The organism is Acinetobacter rathckeae (assembly GCF_015627125.1).
GTDB lineage: Bacteria > Pseudomonadota > Gammaproteobacteria > Pseudomonadales > Moraxellaceae > Acinetobacter > Acinetobacter rathckeae.
This window is the reverse complement of the sequence record NZ_VTDO01000008.1, coordinates 43,344-60,153: the sequence shown is the minus strand read 5'-3', so window position 1 is coordinate 60,153 and position 16,810 is coordinate 43,344. Positions and strand designations below refer to the sequence as shown.

Genomic DNA, 16,810 nt, shown 5'->3' with positions numbered 1-16,810 from the left:
TCATTTATGAAAAAAGTCTATCGTAACTCACTGTGGATGATGTCTGAAAAGTTATTGTCTATCGTGGGGCTGATTTTTGTGACCTCATTTGTGGCACGTTATATCGGCCCTGAAGACTTTGGTAAGTTGACCTTTGCCACCTCTATTTTTGCCATTGTGCAAACATTGGCTATGTTTGGCTCAGACAATATTATTTTTCAAAAAACCAGTCAGCGACAGCAAACGGGTGAGCGTATTATTTTGGCCACCAAACAGACACGTAATGTGCTGTATGCTGTATTTGCCAGTTTTGTGCTCGCTTACTTGTATTTTTCTTTAGATCGGCTGACCTTTGTTTTTTCATTGGCCTCTTGTGTGGCGGTGTATTTTGCGTTGCATGATGTGTATAGCATTTACTTTAATGCCACGTTGCAATCGCATTTAAATACCTTATGCAATGTGACAGCCATTGTTGTGAGTCTTGCGGTACGTTACGCCATTGCTTCATGGCAGTTGCCTGTGGCGTATTTGAGTATTCCCATTATTTTGGTGACCTTTATTCCATTTATGATGCGTCGTGTGTTGTTTGAAAAGTATAAAGTGACGCAGTCAGGTTTATTAGGGCAGCATGCGAGACAGTACCGCCACTATATGCTTGGTGTGGGAAAAAAGCTGGTGTTGTATAGTTTATCGATTGCGATTTTTACCAAAACATCGCAGTTATTTTTAGGGTTGTCATCACAGCATGATTTAGGGATTTACACAGTGGCCATGACCTTGGGTGCAAGTTTTTACTTCGTATTAAATGCTTTGATTTCATCGTTCTTAACGCAAATTTATGCGGAAAAATCATTTGAGCATAGCCAAAATAAAGTCGCACGTTTAAATAGCATGGTGGCAGGCGTAGCATTGTCTGCACTGTTATTTTTTGCATTATTTGGTCACTTCATTATTGATTGGCTATACGGCCCAGCCTATGCCGAAGTGAACCATATTTTACTGCCTGCGGTGGTGGTGACGTTATTTTCTGGGCTTTCTACCGTTGCTGAAAAGTATTTGATGAAGTTTAATGCCTATGATTATTTACATAAAAAAACCATGCTGTTGGTGTTGTTTAATGTGTGTGTGACTTACAGTGCCATTCATTTTTATGGTTTAAATGGGGCTGTTTTTGCCATTCTCATTACTGAATTGATGTCGCTTACCATCTTTAATTATTTTTATCGCGGTGGCGTGATTTTCAATACGCATGTGCGTATGTTTAAACCCTCGACTTATCTGCATTCGTAGGCACTTTCATGCAACTGAGCTTAATTATTCCTATTTATAAGGTTGAAGCCTACATTGAGGCATGCCTACACAGCGTATGTATGCAGTTGCCATTACATGGCGTTGAAGTGCTACTTGTGAATGATGGCACACCTGATCAGTCGATGCAGTTGGCACGTGCGTATTTGGCACAGCAAGCACATGCTGTACAGCAACAATTTAAGTGTATAGATCAGCACAATATGGGGCTGAGTGGGGCACGTAATACAGGGCTTGCACACGCTACAGGGCAGTATGTGGCTTTTTTAGACTCAGATGACCTGCTTAAAGCCAATTATTTTGACGAGATTTTGGCCATTTTAAACAGTCATTCAAACCTTGATATTGTGCAGTTTCAAGCCGAACGGATCAGTGATGATGGTGCTATTTCTGCATTTTTAACTGCAATGTCTTACACAGGAAAACATACGTTAACAAATGATCTGTATTTGAGTATATTTAACCGCTCTGCATGGTTTTCTTGGCTTCGTGTGTATAAGCGTGATTTATTTGATGGGATTTCATTTCCCGTGGGACGGAACTATGAAGATGCTTACACCACGCCATTTCTATTTTTAAAAGCACAGCAGGTGTATTTTAGCCCTGCGGTGTTATTGCAATACCGTATCAATTTACATGGCATTACTGCCACAAAATCTGAAAAAAATATTCATGATTTAGGGCAGGGGGCAATACATTATTTGGCATATTTAAAGCAATACCCTGTGCTTGCACCGACGTTGGTTGCCATTAGTCAGTCGTATATCAATGACAGTATTTCAGCCGAAGGCTACCGCCGTGCCTATGCTCGTTGGGCAAAACTGAAATCACAGATTGTTCAAGCCAAGCCAGAGCATGCTTTTATACTGAACCGTGGTAATCGTTTGTTTTTACGTTTTGGGTTGGGCTTTTTAATGTTTGATCGTGCTCTACGTGCTTTGGGTTTAAAACAATGACCACACAAAAGATCTGTTTTTTGATGGGTAATTTGAATCTGTCAGGGGGTACAGAGCGTGTGACCACGCTATTGGCCAATGCACTGGCACAGCAGGCCAATACAGAGGTACACATTTTAAATATTTATGCAGGCGACCAACCGTTTTTTGACTTGTCTGCACGGGTAAACAACCATGCTTTGTTTACTCAAAAAGTATCTATGAAAAAGCATGCAATCGCAAGCATGTGGAGTATTCGTCGTTATGTCAAAACACATCAGATTGATACGTTGGTGGTGGTCGATAGTATTTCTTGTGTCTTTACGGTGCCTGCGCTATTTGGTTTAAAGGTCAAACATATTTGCTGGGAGCATTTTAGTTTTCATGTTGACCTCAATCAAAAGTTTCGCCGTTGGGGGCGTGTGTTGGCCTCACGTTATTGTGATGCTGTGGTCACACTCACCCAACATGATTTAGCCCAGTGGCAACAGCACTTGCCAAAGCATAAGGCACATCTATGCTGTATTTATAATCCACTGCCATTTGCAGTACAGACCACCACTGCAACCCAGCAACATAAAACGGTGCTAAGTGTGGGACGTTTACGGCATGAAAAAGGCTTTGATTTATTGCTCGATGCTTGGCATCTAGTACAAAAAAAATATCCAGATTGGCGGTTACAGATTATTGGTTCTGGTGTAGAGCAAGAGAACCTATCTGCACAGCGAGAACAGTTGGGTTTATCTGGTTCAGTTGAGTTTCACCCTGCCACAGCAGACCTGACGCCATATTATCAACAGGCCTCTATGTATGCATTAAGCTCTCGTTCCGAGGGTTTTGGTATGGTGTTGCTGGAAGCAATGGCTTTTGGCATTCCTATTGTGGCCTTTGATTGTCCTGTAGGGCCAAAAGAAATTTTAAAGGCGACGCAAAATCGTGTGGTAGAGCCTGAAAATCATATTGCTTTGGCGGAGGGGCTCATGCAATTGATGCAAGACCGCGAACATTATCAAACCTGTGCAGACGCGAATTTAAAAGACGTGTCTGTGTATGAAGTTGGTCAAATCGTGACACAGTGGCAACGTTTATGTGCTCGGATAAATTAGCATGAAAGTACTCTTGCTGATTACAGGGCTTGGCTTAGGCGGTGCGGAAAATGTGGTGCTGAGCTTAGCCACGCAACTGATTCAGCGTGGGCATGAGGTAAAAATTGCCTACTTAAAAGGTCAAGTTACGGCGCAGGTTCCTGAACATATAGAATTGTGTGCATTGGGTTTAGACTCTATGTTGGCATTGCCAAAAGTGGTACGCCGTTTTAAACAGTTACTTAAAGATTTTCAGCCAGATGTAGTACATGCACATTTATTTCATGCCATTATTTTTACCCGTATAATGCGAAAACTATGTGTTATGCCTCGCTTGATTTGTACTGCACATAGTAAAGCGATTGGCGGAACCACACGGCGTATGTTGTACCGTTACACGGATGCTTTGGCCGATGTAAATAGCAATGTCAGCCATGAAGCGACCCAGTATTTTATTGCACAACGGGCTTTTTCTGCACAGCGTAGTGTGACTGTGACCAATGGTATAGACACGGGTAAGTTTCGGTATAATGATGCATACCGCACACAGTATAGACAGCAGTATGGATTGTCTGAGCAAGACGTGGTGTTTATGGCGATTGGGCGTTTTAATATAGCGAAAGACTACGCCAACCTGATCCATGCTTTTGCCAAATGTGCATCGCTAAAACATAAAAAGCTCTTTATTATTGGTGATGGGGAGTTGCGTGAGCAAATTAGTGACTTAATCATTCAACAACAGCTGACCGAGCAGGTGATCTTACTTGGTCGGCAGTTCCACGTGGAACACTGGCTGTCTATGGCCGATATTTTTGTGTTGTCTTCGGCATGGGAAGGCTTTGGTTTAGTGGTTGCAGAAGCCATGAGCTGTGAACGCGTGGTGGTGGCAACAGATTGCGGTGGGGTCAAAGAAGTATTAGCATCGCCACATTGGTTAGTACCACCAAAAAATAGCCAAGCTTTGGCCGACAAACTGCGTGAAGCCAGTGCGTTAAGTGAGCATGAAAAGCAACATATAGGGCAACAGCACCGTCAACAGATTGAAGCGAATTATAGCCTGACACGTATGTGTGATGATTGGCTGGCTATCTATCAAAAGAATGAAGGATAAACAATGACAACAGCATATCAAACACAGTGCGAGCAATTACAGCAACAGGCGAAAACATGGCTGATTACAGGTGTTGCAGGGTTTATTGGCTCAAACTTATTAGAAAAACTCCTGAAACTTGACCAAACTGTGGTGGGCTTAGATAACTTTGCCACGGGTTTTCAGCATAATTTAGACCAAGTGCAACAGGCGGTGACGCCAACACAGTGGCAACGGTTTTCATTCATTCAAGGTGATATTTGCTGTTTGGCTGACTGTGAGCGAGCGTGTACGGGGGTGGATTATGTATTGCATCAAGCGGCCTTGGGTTCAGTGCCTCGTTCGATTGAAAACCCGATTGCTACCAATGCTGCCAATATTGATGGCTTTTTAAATATGTTAGTGGCAGCTAAAAATGCACAGGTAAAAAACTTTGTCTATGCGGCCAGTAGCTCAACCTATGGCGACCATGTAGCATTGCCAAAACAAGAAGATATTATTGGCAATCCGTTGTCACCTTATGCCGTGACCAAGTACGTGAATGAACTGTATGCCAGTGTGTTTAAACGCAGTTATGATTTTAACTCGGTGGGGCTACGTTACTTTAATGTCTTCGGCCCAAGACAAACCCCCGAAGGGGCATATGCAGCAGTCATTCCAAAGTGGACAGCATCCATGATTGCACAGCAAACAGTATTTATTAATGGTGATGGTAAAACCAGCCGAGATTTTAATTTTGTAGATAACGCCGTGCAGGCCAATATTTTGGCTGCCTGTAGCACAGACCCCAATGCCCTGAATCAGATTTATAATGTGGCAGTGGGGGGGCGTACCACTTTAAATGAACTGGTTGAGCTACTGAAACAAACTTTGGCAAAGCATGGCGTAAACCATGAGCATAACGTGGTGTATCGAGATTTTCGTGCAGGTGATGTCAAACACTCACAGGCAGACATCAGCAAGATACAGCAGCGCTTGGGCTATGTCGCTGAGTTTGATTTAGCACAAGGTATTGAACGTGCCATGCCTTGGTACATTTCACATTTGCAAGGTTCATCGACGTGAAAAAGTTTTGTATTATTTCGAATGACTTATACACGGTGCGAAATTTAAGGGCCGATTTACTTTTGGCATTGGCTGAACAAGGCGATGAGATTCATATTTTAGCCCCCAATTTAGCTGAGTGCCCAAATGAGCAAAGCTACTTCCAAACGCTTGGTTTTCATGTGCACGGGTACTTTTTAAAAAAGACAGGCACAAACCCTGTGCACGACAGTAAAGCCATATTTAGCCTATACCAACAGCTCAAGAAAATTCAGCCCAATAAAGTGTTAAGCTATACTATTAAACCGGCCATGTATGGCACATTGGCTGCTTATATGGCAGGGATTGGTGAGCGTTATGTACTACTCAGCGGTTTAGGCTTTGCTTTTCAAGACACGCATACAGGCTACTTTAAATACATTAAAAAAATCTTTGATACTATTTTTTCTTTTGCGATGTCTAAAGCCACACGGGTCATTTTTCAAAACCCAGATGACTTACAGCTCATTGAGCAATTAGGGCATTTGAAGGGCACTGCCACAGGGGTAGTGAATGGTTCAGGGGTCAATATGCACCATTTTCAACGCTGTCCTTTGGTTCAAAATCAAGACCAAAACAATCGTCCAGTTTTTGTGATGGTTGCACGACTGTTACGAGATAAAGGCATTTACGAGTATATAGATGCCATACGGCAGGTCAAAGAAAACCACCCTCAAGCTGAGTTTCATTTGGTCGGTTGGATTGATCAAAATCCAGAAGCCATTTCACAATCTTTGCTTGATGACTGGATCGGTGAGGGCTTAGTCAACTATTGGGGGAAACTTGACGATGTACGCCCTGTACTGGCACAAAGTAATGTCATGGTCTTGCCATCGTATAGAGAAGGCACGCCACGTTCGGTATTAGAAGCTATGGCGATGGGGCGTGTGGTGATCACCACCAATGCACCGGGCTGTAAAGAAACCATTGTTGATGGTGTAAATGGCTATCAGGTCAGTGTGGGGTCAGCCAATGAGTTGGCGCAAGCCATGCTTAAATTGATTGCCAAACCTCAAGACATGACTCGTATGGGGCAAGCTTCATTTGATATCGTGAAAACACGTTACGATGTGCATTTGGTAAATCAGCAGATGATCACCCTGATGCAATGATGATTTTTAGTCTATGGCCTGATTAATCTTGCCATGCTTGTCACAATATCGAGTAAAATATTCGCCAAAACCTATCATTTTTTGTCGTAAGACATCATTCGTTAACATGATTATGGTTAATGAAAGATTGAGGCCATCAGCATGTGTAAACGCTTTATTGATATTATTATTGCATCTATTGCATTGGTGTTATTGTCACCGTTGTTTTTATATGTGATGTGGAAAGTGAAAAAAAATATGGGTTCGCCTGTGTTTTTTTATCAAGAGCGTCCGGGTAAAGATGGCAAGCTGTTTAAAATGATGAAGTTTCGCTCCATGAAAGATGCATATGATGCCAATGGTCAAGCATTGCCAGACGAAGCTCGTATTACGCCTTTTGGGCAAAAACTGCGTTCGACCAGTTTAGATGAAATGCCACAACTGTTGAATGTGATTAAAGGCGATATGAGTGTGGTGGGGCCACGTCCTATGCTTAAAGAATTTGTGGCTCTTTATTCACCCGAACAAGCCCGCCGTTTGTTGGTTCGTCCGGGCATGACAGGGTTGGCACAAATTAGTGGGCGTAATGAGTTAGATTATGATGCACGTTTTAAGCTTGATGTGTGGTATGTTGATCACAAAAATATCTTGATTGATTTTAAAATTATGTTTAAAACAGTGTGGGTGATGCTAAAAAAAGAAGGTGTGAATGCACCTGGTCATGTAGGGCCTTCGTTGTTTAAAGGAAATACCTCTGATCAATCGAAAAAAGAGAGCGAATAGGTTCACCTTAAATATTATTAATGAAGCAAAGTAGAGTTGTCATGATTACAAAAGCCATTCTTCCTGTTGCCGGTTTAGGAACACGTTTTTTACCTGCAAGTAAATCAATTCCAAAAGAAATGGTTACGGTGGTTGACCGCCCTGCCATTGAGTATGTTGTGAAAGAGGCGGTTGCTGCGGGAATTAAGCAAATTATTTTAGTCACACATTCATCAAAAGCATCTATTGAAAACTATTTTGATCGTAACTTTGAACTAGAAACCACGCTCGAAAATAAGAAAAAATATGACTTATTGGCTGAAATTCAGCATATTGTGCCGCGTGATGTGTCTATTGTGAGTGTGAGACAGCCACAACCTTTAGGTTTAGGTCATGCGGTATTGTGTGCCAAAGACATCGTTGGCGGGGAAGATTTTGCTGTGTTGCTACCAGATGTATTGGTAAAAGACCAAACGGAATACAGTGATCTTGCACAAATGGTGGAGCGTTTTAAGCAAACCCATGCTGCACAAATTATGGTTGAAGCTGTACCTGAGCATTTGGTGAATCAATACGGTATTGTTGATGTGGCTCAGTCACCTGCAGTGGGTCAGAGTGTGAAAATGAAAGGTATTGTTGAAAAGCCTGCAGTTGACCAAGCACCAAGTAACTTGTCTGTGATTGGGCGTTACGTGCTACCTGCGAAAGTAATGAAAATTTTAGAAACTACGCCTAAAGGTGCGGGTAATGAAATTCAGCTCACAGATGCGATTGCACAGCTACAAAGTGAAGAAACGGTAGAAGCATTTCGTATGCAAGGCCAAACCTTTGATTGTGGTAGTAAGCTTGGTTATTTAAAAGCGGTTTTACATTACGGTGTATCACACCCTAAATTAGGTGCAGACTTCCAACACATGATTAAAGAGCTTCAATTATAATAAGGATAAGTCATGAAAATTGCAGTTTATGGTACAACATTACATGCAGGTGTCATGGCGAGCTTATTTGCAGAGTACGGACACCAAGTTTTTTGGTGTCAGTACCCAACCGATAAAGATTTTTGTTCGGTGGTGTATCAAGATAAAGCCGTCAATGATTTAATTAATAAGCAAATCATAAGAAAAAGTTTACAAATTTGTTCGGCTTGCGATATTCCTGTCACAGCAGATGCGTATTTTTTTGCTTTTAACTCACATGAGTACATGCTTGCAGCACAGGTCTTAAAAGATATTCAAAACAAACCTGTGATTCACCCTAAATTGATGGTCAATGGCTCAAGTTTTGGCTTAAATGGCACGAAAAAATTACAAGCGATTGCCACGAAAGATGACTGGTGCTATTTGCCAGATATGGTACAAGAAGGTAACACTTTAGACAGCGTGACCAAGGTTGAGCACATTGTGATTGGTGTAGATGGCCATACGGCAAAGCAGAAAATTAAAGAAGTGTTACGTCCATTTTATAATGCCAACCATCATTACTTGTTTATGCCTATTTTAGATGCAGAGTTTACTAAACTTAGCGTATCAGGCATGTTAGCAACCCGTATTAGCTATATGAATGACTTGGCACAAGTGGCTGAAAAACTCAATATTGATATTGCAAATGTCCGTTTAGGACTCGGTGCAGATTCTCGCATTGGTTCATCATATATTGCGCCTGGTGTTGGCTTTGGTGGTGAAAACTTTTCTCAAGATATACTTACCCTGACACAAACCATTGAAGACACAGGGATAAAAAGCCAGCTACTTGAGCAAGTCTGGGCCATTAATGAGCAACAAAAAGAGCTATTGTTTCGTAAATTGTGGCAATACTATCAATGTGATTTAAAAGGTAAGGTTATCGCCATTTGGGGGGCATCATTTAAAGAAAATACCCCACGGATTAACTTTTCACCGATTCATACCATGTTAGAAGCATTGTGGGCTCAAGGTGTAACTGTACAATTGCATGACCCAGAAGCACTGCCTCTTATTGCAAAAAAATATGGGCAACGTGCAGATTTAGTACTGTGTGAATCTCGTTACGAGGCAGTAGAAAATGCCGATGCTTTATGTTTACTGACGGCATGGAAACAGTATTTAAGTTTGGACTATGCACGTTTACATCAGTTGATGAAGCATCCACTTATTTTAGATGGTCGTAATGTTTATGATGCAGCTTATGTGAAATCACAAGGCTTTGCATACGAAGGAGTTGGAAGAATATGAGCGATCAAATTACCCGCTTTCCAAAAGAAGCTCTCAATACCCCTTATAATCAATTAAAAAAAAGATCCGATGAACTTGCATCTATACATTTAACAGACTTATTTCAGCAAGATAACGAACGTTTTAAAAACTTTTCTTTGGCGCTAGAAGGGTTAACATTAGATTATAGTAAACAGCGTGTTGATGGGCAGGTGATGAACCAACTCATGGCCTTTGCGAGACAGCAAAAGCTAGATGATTGGATTAAAAAACTATTTTCTGACGAAAAAATTAACTATACCGAACAGCGTGCAGTGATGCACTGGGCATTACGTCTGCCGAAAAAAAGCACCGAACATACTGCTGTGGCTGCGCAAGTACATGAGCAATTAGAGCGAATGTATAAACTGGTGAATAAAATTCATGCAGGGCAGTACCGTGGTGTGACGGGTGAAGTGATTCAAGATGTGGTCAATATTGGTGTAGGGGGGTCAGACCTTGGCCCACTCATGGTGAGCCATGCCTTATCTGACTTTAAGGTAAATACCAAAAATGCCTTAAAAACCCATTTTGTGTCGACCATGGACGGCACACAACTTTCAGATATATTGCATCAACTTCGTCCTGAAACCACACTATTTATTGTGTCATCGAAGTCTTTTGGTACCATTGATACACTGTCTAATGCACAAACTGCACGTTTATGGCTGCAAAAAGCGTTAGGTGATGATGATAAAGTAGTGAAAAGCCACTTTGTAGGTGTATCGACTAAACCTGAAAAAATGACCGCATGGGGCATTGCACCGCATTGTCAATTTAAACTGTGGAACTGGGTAGGCGGACGCTATTCGCTCTGGTCATGTATTGGCTTGCCAATTGCGCTCACCATTGGTGTAGAAGGCTTTAAAGCGTTTCTTGCAGGTGCATATGCAGTCGATCAGCACTTTCAAAAAGCGCCTTTTGAACAGAATATGCCGGTGATTTTGGCGTTGCTTGGCGTGTGGAATACCAACTTCCTAAATCTACCAACGCATGCTGTTTTACCCTACGATGGTCGCTTAAAATATTTCACCTCGTACTTACAACAGCTTGAAATGGAATCCAATGGTAAAACCATACAAAGAGATGGTAAAAAAATAAAGCAAAATACCTGTCCAATTATATGGGGTGAAGTCGGGCCAAATGCACAGCATGCGTTCTATCAGTTGCTGCATCAGGGCACACACTCGGTCAGTTGTGATTTTATTGCACCGGTACAACGCTATAATGCTAAGCAATTCACTTATGCAGACAATGCAGAAGCCTTAGTCATACAGCATCACTTAGCCCTTTCAAACTGTTTGGCACAAGCTAGACTATTGGCTTTTGGTAATGATGTTTTACCGAAAGATGAAATTGATCATTTGCCTGACTATAAACAATATGAAGGAAACCGTCCAAGCAGCACCATGCTGATGAATGAGTTAAACCCATATAACTTAGGTATGATGATTGCGTTATATGAACACAAAGTCTTTGTGCAATCGGTCATCTGGAATATTAATGCCTTTGACCAATGGGGTGTAGAAAAAGGCAAAGAGATTGCCAACCAACTCTTGCCTGTACTCAATGGTGATACCACAGACCTTTCACAATTTGATGATTCAACACGCGGGTTGCTAGAAATATTGTTAGGAAAAAATCATGGCTAATGTTTTAGTGACAGGTGGTGCAGGTTTTATTGGTTCACACACTTGTTTAGCTTTGCTTGAAGCAGGGCACAATGTTGTCGTGGTTGATAACTTAAGTAATAGCTCAGTCGATGCTTTACAGCGTGTAGAGCAGTTGGCACAGCGTACACTGACTTTTGTAGAAGGTGATATTCGTGATGAGGCGGTGTTAGATCAGATCTTTACACAGCATGACATTGACGCCGTGATTCACTTTGCAGGACTTAAAGCGGTGGGTGAAAGCCAACAATTTCCACTGTCTTATTTTGAGCATAATATTGCAGGCAGTATTTGCTTATTTAAGGCGATGGAGAAAGCAGGTGTTTTTCGTATTGTCTTTAGCTCATCGGCGACCGTGTATGGTGATCAACAACCATCACCACTGAATGAGTCTATGCCAACGGCTATGCCAAACAATAACTATGGTTATACCAAATTAGTGGTTGAGCAGTTGCTAGAAAAACTAGCGATTGCAGATGCACGTTGGTCGATTGCTTTACTGCGTTATTTTAACCCTGTTGGTGCACATGCGAGTGGAAAGATTGGTGAAGACCCGCAAGGGATTCCAAATAATCTTATGCCCTATGTGACCCAAGTGGCTGTAGGTAAACGAGAACAGTTGGCTATTTTTGGTAACGACTACAACACAGCTGATGGTACGGGTGTACGTGACTATATTCATGTGGTCGATTTAGCTGATGCTCACTTATGTGCTTTAGATTATCGTTTAAAAACCACAGGGTGTAGAGCGTGGAATATTGGTACAGGGCAAGGAATCTCTGTTTTAGAGATTAAAAATACCTTTGAGGCAGTGAATGGTGTTGCAATTCCATTTGCTTTTTCACCACGTCGAGCAGGTGATGTTGCGGTGTGTTTTGCAGATAACCAACGTGCATTAGATGAGTTGGGTTGGACACCAAAACACAACTTAGAAGACATGCTCAAAGACAGTTGGAACTGGCAAAAGCAAAACCCTAAAGGGTACAACGTGTAATTTGAAGCTAAAAAAACGCAGCCAAGGCTGCGTTTTTTATGATTGAGTGATTTAGGCTGTAATTAAAGCTGTTACTTCATCTACATAAGATTGTACAGAACGACCTGCAGCGGCTGCACGAACTTCAATGTTTAAACGTAATAATGGTTCAGTATTTGACGCACGAATATTCAAACGCCATGTCCCAAAGTCTAAGCTCACACCATCTGTTTTATCGATTGTTGGTTGAGCAGTCGCATAGTGGTCAAAAATACGTTGAATGACAGTTTGCGTATCTGACACCTTAAAGTTAATTTCACCACTACAAGGGAATTTGGCAATCATGTTTTCAACCAATGAAGATAATGATTGTTGTGTTTCAGACAGGAGTGCAGAGACAAGTAACCAAGGAATCATGCCACTGTCACAGTATGCAAAATCACGGAAATAGTGATGCGCACTCATTTCGCCGCCATAAACAGCATTTTGTTCACGCATGACTTGCTTAATAAATGCATGGCCTGATTTAGACTGTACGGCTACACCATTATATTTTTCAACAATATCGAGCGTGTTCCATACCAAGCGTGGGTCATGTACAATTTTTTCACCACTTTTTTGTAGTAAAAAGGCTTGTGCCAATAGACCTACAATATAGTAGCCCTCAATGAATTGTCCTTTTTCATCAAACAAGAAACAGCGGTCAAAGTCGCCGTCCCATGCGATGCCCATATCTGCTTTATGTTCAAGTACAGCTTTAGATGTACTGGTACGGTTTTCTACTAATATTGGGTTAGGAATACCATTTGGGAAGCTACCATCTGCTTCGTGGTGAATTTTTACAAATTCAATTGGAATATTTTTGGCTTCAAATTGAGCCTCTAAAGCATCAATCACATGACCTGCAGCACCGTTACCTGCATTGACTACCAATTTAAGTGGGCGAATTTTTTCAGGTTGGATATAAGTCAGTAAATGTTCTACAAACTCGGGTAAGATATTGTAAGTTGTAGTGACACCTTTAGTCGCAACATCTTCAAAGGTATTTGATTCAGCCAAGGCCTGAATTTCTTTTAGGCCTGTATCTGCACTAATTGGGCGAGCGTTCTCTCGAACCAATTTCATACCATTATAATCCATTGGGTTATGGCTTGCAGTGACTTCAATACCACCTTGTACGTCTAAGTGAAAAGCACCAAAGTAGACCTCCTCAGTCCCTGTCATGCCAAGGTCAAGTACATTTACCCCTGCATCATTTAATCCATTAATGGTCGCTTGTTTTAGGCTCTCACTGCTTAGGCGGACATCGCAACCGACAACAATTTGTTTTGGTTTATAAATTTGACCATAAGCACGGCCAACTTTATAAGCAATCTCTTCATTTAGTTCAGTTTCTAGTTTGCCTCGAATATCATAGGCTTTAAAACAGGTCAGTTTTGTCATGGCTTTTTCTGTTGTTTATGATGTTTGCAAAGAGCTTTGATTATAACGAGCATTTCATGACTTGTAAGTATAAAAAAGCTACACTTTATAAAAGTCCAACATAATCTGTGGTCTTGTAATACATCTGCAATATTCTTTTTATTTTCAAATAATTGATACAAAATGTCATTCAGTGTACGTACGCGACTTAGGTATAATTTATTTCTAGTAAAATTTCTACTGAAAATGTAAAGTTAAGTAAAATTATCTTTAAATCCTTAAAATAACTAACTAGTTGATAAAAAACATATTTAATTTAATCTGTGTGATTCGTTTGACCAACTATGTAATTTTTTGTTGACCTACTCACAACCCGTGAGTACATTAACTCCCGTTTTAAGGGAGCATGTCAAAAAGTTTTCATGATAACTGATGTGCTTGATCTTTCCATTTCTGAGAGATGCTGTGCCAATGGGTATGGCAAAGATCAGACAAAGTAAGTAGGGTTCTGAACCTATGAAAAAAGTAAAGATTAGTCTGGCTTGGCAAATCTTAATTGCCTTGGTTTTGGGTGTAATTGTTGGTGCAATTTTGCATGATCAGCCCGAATTGAAAGACTATATTGTGACCAACTTCCTAAAACCTGCAGGTCAGATTTTTATTAGTTTGATTAAAATGATAGTTGTACCTATTGTGATATCAACACTCATTTTAGGTATTGCAGGCGTTGGTGACTCAAAGAAATTAGGTACATTGGGTTTAAAAACCATTCTTTATTTTGAAGTGATTACCACTGTTGCCATTATTTTAGGTATTTTTTTGGCAAACACGTTCCAGCCAGGTCATGGCGTAGATATGTCGTTACTGCATAAAGTCGATATTTCACAATATGAACATACTACAGAGCAGGTTCAGTCTGGTGCACATAGTTTTGTACAAACCATTTTGTCACTGATTCCTTCAAATATTTTTAGTGCGATGGCCAATGCACAAATGTTACCGATCATTTTCTTCTCGGTCATTTTTGGTGTGGGTTTATCTGCACTACCGAATGAAACAAAACAGCCTTTACTTGATGTAATGAAATCTGTTTCAGAAGCAATGTTTCGTGTAACACATATTGTGATGATGTATGCACCTGTAGGTGTATTTGCATTAATTGCTGTAACCGTTGCAAGCTTTGGTTTCTCTTCATTAGTGCCATTAGCAAAATTGGTACTCTTGGTCTATGCTGCAATTTTAATTTTTGGTTTAGTGATTCTTGGCTTAGTGGCAAAATTCTGTGGCCTAAACATCTTTACTATTATTAAAATTTTAAAAGATGAGCTGATTTTGGCATTCTCTACAGCCAGCTCAGAAACAGTCTTGCCACGCATTATGCAAAAAATGGAAGCATACGGTGCACCAAAAGCAATCTCTAGCTTTGTTGTACCAACAGGTTATTCATTTAACCTTGATGGTTCTACGTTGTACCAAAGTATTGCCGCCATTTTTATTGCACAGCTGTACGGTATTGATTTATCACTGACACAAGAAATTGTTTTAGTAATGACCTTAATGGTGACATCTAAGGGCATTGCAGGCGTACCAGGGGTATCTTTTGTTGTATTACTTGCAACACTTGGTTCAGTTGGTATTCCACTTGAAGGTCTTGCATTTATTGCGGGTGTTGACCGTATTTTAGATATGGCACGTACGGCACTCAATGTGATTGGTAATGCCCTTGCTGTACTTGTCATTAGTAAGTGGGAAAAACAGTTTGATACTGAAAAAGCTAAGGCATATGAGCTTTCTTTAAAATAATACACAACAGATGTCATAAAAAACGGTTCATGATGAACCGTTTTTTTTGTTTTAGATTTCGCTTTGTTTCCGCTGATGTTTGATATAACTATAAAAGAAAATAATTAAACCGACAGCGTATAAGATGCCTGAAAGCATCAGTAGGTCTAAGCCTGCTGCATAAACCAGCCAAGCGGCATACAATGTAGCGACAGATGCAATAAAAATGTGTTTGCTATGGCCTGATTTAAGTGCAGTTTTAAGATAAAACGCAGATACTAAAAAGTAGGGCAATAGAATCATTACAGAAGAAATGAGCAGTAGGTTGTTGTAGTTCTTATCAAAAAAGCATACAGCAATTAAAGAAACCTGAACCACAATAGAGGTGAGCCAGAGTGAAGAAATAGGCACATTATTTGAATTGGTTTTTGAAAAGACAGCAGGAAATGCCCCATTTTTAGCCGCAAGAAAAGGAATTTCCGTCGCAAATAATGTCCAACTCAAATAAGATGATGCAACGGAGATAATAAGACCTACCGTAATAATAATCGTGCCTGGTAAACCAATTAAATGGGTTAAAATGGTTGCCATAGAGGGGTTATGTAACCCTGAAATTTCAGTTCTGCTGAGTACACCGTAAGACAATACCGTTACCATCACATAAAATACCAATGCCACGATGACACCAAGTACAGTCGCTTTGCCAATGTCGTGACGGTTTTTTGCACGAGAGGAGAGTACCACAGCCCCTTCAATGCCTGTAAAGACCCAGAGCGTGATGAGCATTAAATCTTTCACTTGTTGCCATACTGGTACCTGTAGTGAAACATCGGAAAAGTTGAATTTAAATAGATCTAACTTGAAAGCAATAAAGCTAAAAATAATAAAAACAACGATAGGTACAATTTTAGCAATGGTTGCAATCAAGTTAACAATTGCGGCTTCTTTAATGCCTTTGCTGACCAATAAGTGAACTAACCAGACAAAAATAGATGAGCCAATCATGGCATATATAGTATTGCCTTCACCAAAAATGATGTGCTCTTTACTGTCTACAAACATACCCAGTGCAGAAAATGCAATCACGACATAGCCTACAATACCAATGGTGGTACACAGCCAATAGCCCCAAGCTGAACAAAAGCCAATCAGCTCACCAAAGCCTTCACGTGCATAGTTATAAATACCACCTTCGAGAGTTGGAAATTGGCGAGATAAATACAGCAGTGAAAATGCTAAGAATAAAATACCAATACCGGTGATGCCCCATGCAATCACCAGTGCTGAACCATTGGCTACTTGAGCCATATTTTGTGGCAGGCTAAATACCCCAGAGCCAACCATTGAACTAAATACAAGGGCCGTCAGTGCGACTAAGCCAATTTTACGAGAAGACATAAGC

14 protein-coding genes are annotated in these 16,810 nt (G+C 40.7%); 12 read left to right on the top strand and 2 right to left on the bottom strand.

From position 1 onward, the window contains the following. The first annotated feature begins 6 nt into the window (after positions 1 to 6). The 11 genes from I2F31_RS11420 (at position 7) to galE (ending at position 12,225) form a co-directional block, all read left to right on the top strand. Positions 7 to 1,269, top strand: coding sequence for a lipopolysaccharide biosynthesis protein (locus I2F31_RS11420; RefSeq protein ID WP_195773912.1), 1,263 nt, complete (start codon positions 7 to 9; stop codon positions 1,267 to 1,269). A gap of 8 nt (positions 1,270 to 1,277) precedes the next feature. Continuing rightward, positions 1,278 to 2,243, top strand: coding sequence for a glycosyltransferase (locus tag I2F31_RS11415; protein ID WP_195769702.1), 966 nt, complete (start codon positions 1,278 to 1,280; stop codon positions 2,241 to 2,243). Next, entirely contained in the window at positions 2,240 to 3,328 is a 1,089-nt protein-coding gene (locus tag I2F31_RS11410; protein WP_195769701.1) for a glycosyltransferase family 4 protein, read from the top strand. Before I2F31_RS11415 ends, I2F31_RS11410 begins: the two co-directional genes overlap by 4 nt. A 1-nt stretch (position 3,329) precedes the next feature. Beyond that, the gene (locus tag I2F31_RS11405) at positions 3,330 to 4,418 is read left to right on the top strand and encodes a glycosyltransferase (protein ID WP_195769700.1); all 1,089 of its coding nucleotides are present in this window, start codon (positions 3,330 to 3,332) and stop codon (positions 4,416 to 4,418) included. Positions 4,419 to 4,421: 3 nt separating this feature from the next. Continuing rightward, complete coding sequence (locus tag I2F31_RS11400) at positions 4,422 to 5,462, top strand: NAD-dependent epimerase/dehydratase family protein (RefSeq protein ID WP_195769699.1); 1,041 nt, start codon at positions 4,422 to 4,424, stop codon at positions 5,460 to 5,462. Further along, a complete protein-coding gene (locus I2F31_RS11395) occupies positions 5,459 to 6,592 on the top strand; it encodes a glycosyltransferase family 4 protein (RefSeq protein ID WP_323127582.1) in 1,134 nt (377 codons plus the stop codon). The genes I2F31_RS11400 and I2F31_RS11395 overlap by 4 nt, the downstream gene beginning before the upstream one ends. Before the next feature lie 141 nt (positions 6,593 to 6,733). Then, positions 6,734 to 7,354 (top strand): sugar transferase, encoded by a 621-nt coding sequence (locus I2F31_RS11390; protein WP_195769698.1) that lies wholly within the window; start codon positions 6,734 to 6,736, stop codon positions 7,352 to 7,354. A 41-nt stretch (positions 7,355 to 7,395) separates the two neighbouring features. Beyond that, positions 7,396 to 8,271 (top strand): UTP--glucose-1-phosphate uridylyltransferase GalU, encoded by an 876-nt coding sequence (galU, locus tag I2F31_RS11385; protein ID WP_195769697.1) that lies wholly within the window; start codon positions 7,396 to 7,398, stop codon positions 8,269 to 8,271. A gap of 12 nt (positions 8,272 to 8,283) precedes the next feature. After that, the gene (locus tag I2F31_RS11380) at positions 8,284 to 9,543 is read left to right on the top strand and encodes a nucleotide sugar dehydrogenase (RefSeq protein WP_195769696.1); all 1,260 of its coding nucleotides are present in this window, start codon (positions 8,284 to 8,286) and stop codon (positions 9,541 to 9,543) included. Beyond that, positions 9,540 to 11,213: a glucose-6-phosphate isomerase gene (gene pgi / locus I2F31_RS11375; RefSeq protein WP_195769695.1), complete on the top strand. Its 1,674-nt coding sequence runs from the start codon at positions 9,540 to 9,542 to the stop codon at positions 11,211 to 11,213. The genes I2F31_RS11380 and pgi overlap by 4 nt, the downstream gene beginning before the upstream one ends. Continuing rightward, complete coding sequence (gene galE, locus I2F31_RS11370) at positions 11,206 to 12,225, top strand: UDP-glucose 4-epimerase GalE (RefSeq protein ID WP_195773911.1); 1,020 nt, start codon at positions 11,206 to 11,208, stop codon at positions 12,223 to 12,225. Before pgi ends, galE begins: the two co-directional genes overlap by 8 nt. Positions 12,226 to 12,276: 51 nt before the next feature. Here galE and I2F31_RS11365 read toward each other — a convergent pair whose 3' ends face one another. Beyond that, positions 12,277 to 13,647: a phosphohexomutase domain-containing protein gene (locus I2F31_RS11365; RefSeq protein ID WP_195769693.1), complete on the bottom strand. Its 1,371-nt coding sequence runs from the start codon at positions 13,645 to 13,647 to the stop codon at positions 12,277 to 12,279. 495 nt (positions 13,648 to 14,142) lie between these two features. Between I2F31_RS11365 and gltP the strand changes: the two genes are divergently transcribed. Then, positions 14,143 to 15,429, top strand: coding sequence for a glutamate/aspartate:proton symporter GltP (gene gltP / locus I2F31_RS11360; protein ID WP_195769692.1), 1,287 nt, complete (start codon positions 14,143 to 14,145; stop codon positions 15,427 to 15,429). A 51-nt stretch (positions 15,430 to 15,480) separates the two neighbouring features. Here gltP and I2F31_RS11355 read toward each other — a convergent pair whose 3' ends face one another. Continuing rightward, a complete protein-coding gene (locus tag I2F31_RS11355; RefSeq protein ID WP_195769691.1) occupies positions 15,481 to 16,806 on the bottom strand; it encodes a basic amino acid/polyamine antiporter in 1,326 nt (441 codons plus the stop codon). Positions 16,807 to 16,810: the final 4 nt, after the last annotated feature.

Excerpts from the sequence above, each read along its gene's own strand:
- I2F31_RS11410 (WP_195769701.1), top strand. The coding sequence starts at position 2,240 with ATGACCACACAAAAGATCTGTTTTTTGATGGGTAATTTGAATCTGTCA.
- I2F31_RS11380 (WP_195769696.1), top strand. The coding sequence starts at position 8,284 with ATGAAAATTGCAGTTTATGGTACAACATTACATGCAGGTGTCATGGCG.
- galU (WP_195769697.1), top strand. The coding sequence starts at position 7,396 with ATGATTACAAAAGCCATTCTTCCTGTTGCCGGTTTAGGAACACGTTTT.
- I2F31_RS11390 (WP_195769698.1), top strand. The coding sequence starts at position 6,734 with ATGTGTAAACGCTTTATTGATATTATTATTGCATCTATTGCATTGGTG.
- I2F31_RS11420 (WP_195773912.1), top strand. The coding sequence starts at position 7 with ATGAAAAAAGTCTATCGTAACTCACTGTGGATGATGTCTGAAAAGTTA.
- I2F31_RS11400 (WP_195769699.1), top strand. The coding sequence starts at position 4,422 with ATGACAACAGCATATCAAACACAGTGCGAGCAATTACAGCAACAGGCG.
- I2F31_RS11405 (WP_195769700.1), top strand. The coding sequence starts at position 3,330 with ATGAAAGTACTCTTGCTGATTACAGGGCTTGGCTTAGGCGGTGCGGAA.
- I2F31_RS11365 (WP_195769693.1), bottom strand. The coding sequence starts at position 13,647 with ATGACAAAACTGACCTGTTTTAAAGCCTATGATATTCGAGGCAAACTA.
- gltP (WP_195769692.1), top strand. The coding sequence starts at position 14,143 with ATGAAAAAAGTAAAGATTAGTCTGGCTTGGCAAATCTTAATTGCCTTG.
- I2F31_RS11355 (WP_195769691.1), bottom strand. The coding sequence starts at position 16,806 with ATGTCTTCTCGTAAAATTGGCTTAGTCGCACTGACGGCCCTTGTATTT.
- galE (WP_195773911.1), top strand. The coding sequence starts at position 11,206 with ATGGCTAATGTTTTAGTGACAGGTGGTGCAGGTTTTATTGGTTCACAC.
- pgi (WP_195769695.1), top strand. The coding sequence starts at position 9,540 with ATGAGCGATCAAATTACCCGCTTTCCAAAAGAAGCTCTCAATACCCCT.
- I2F31_RS11415 (WP_195769702.1), top strand. The coding sequence starts at position 1,278 with ATGCAACTGAGCTTAATTATTCCTATTTATAAGGTTGAAGCCTACATT.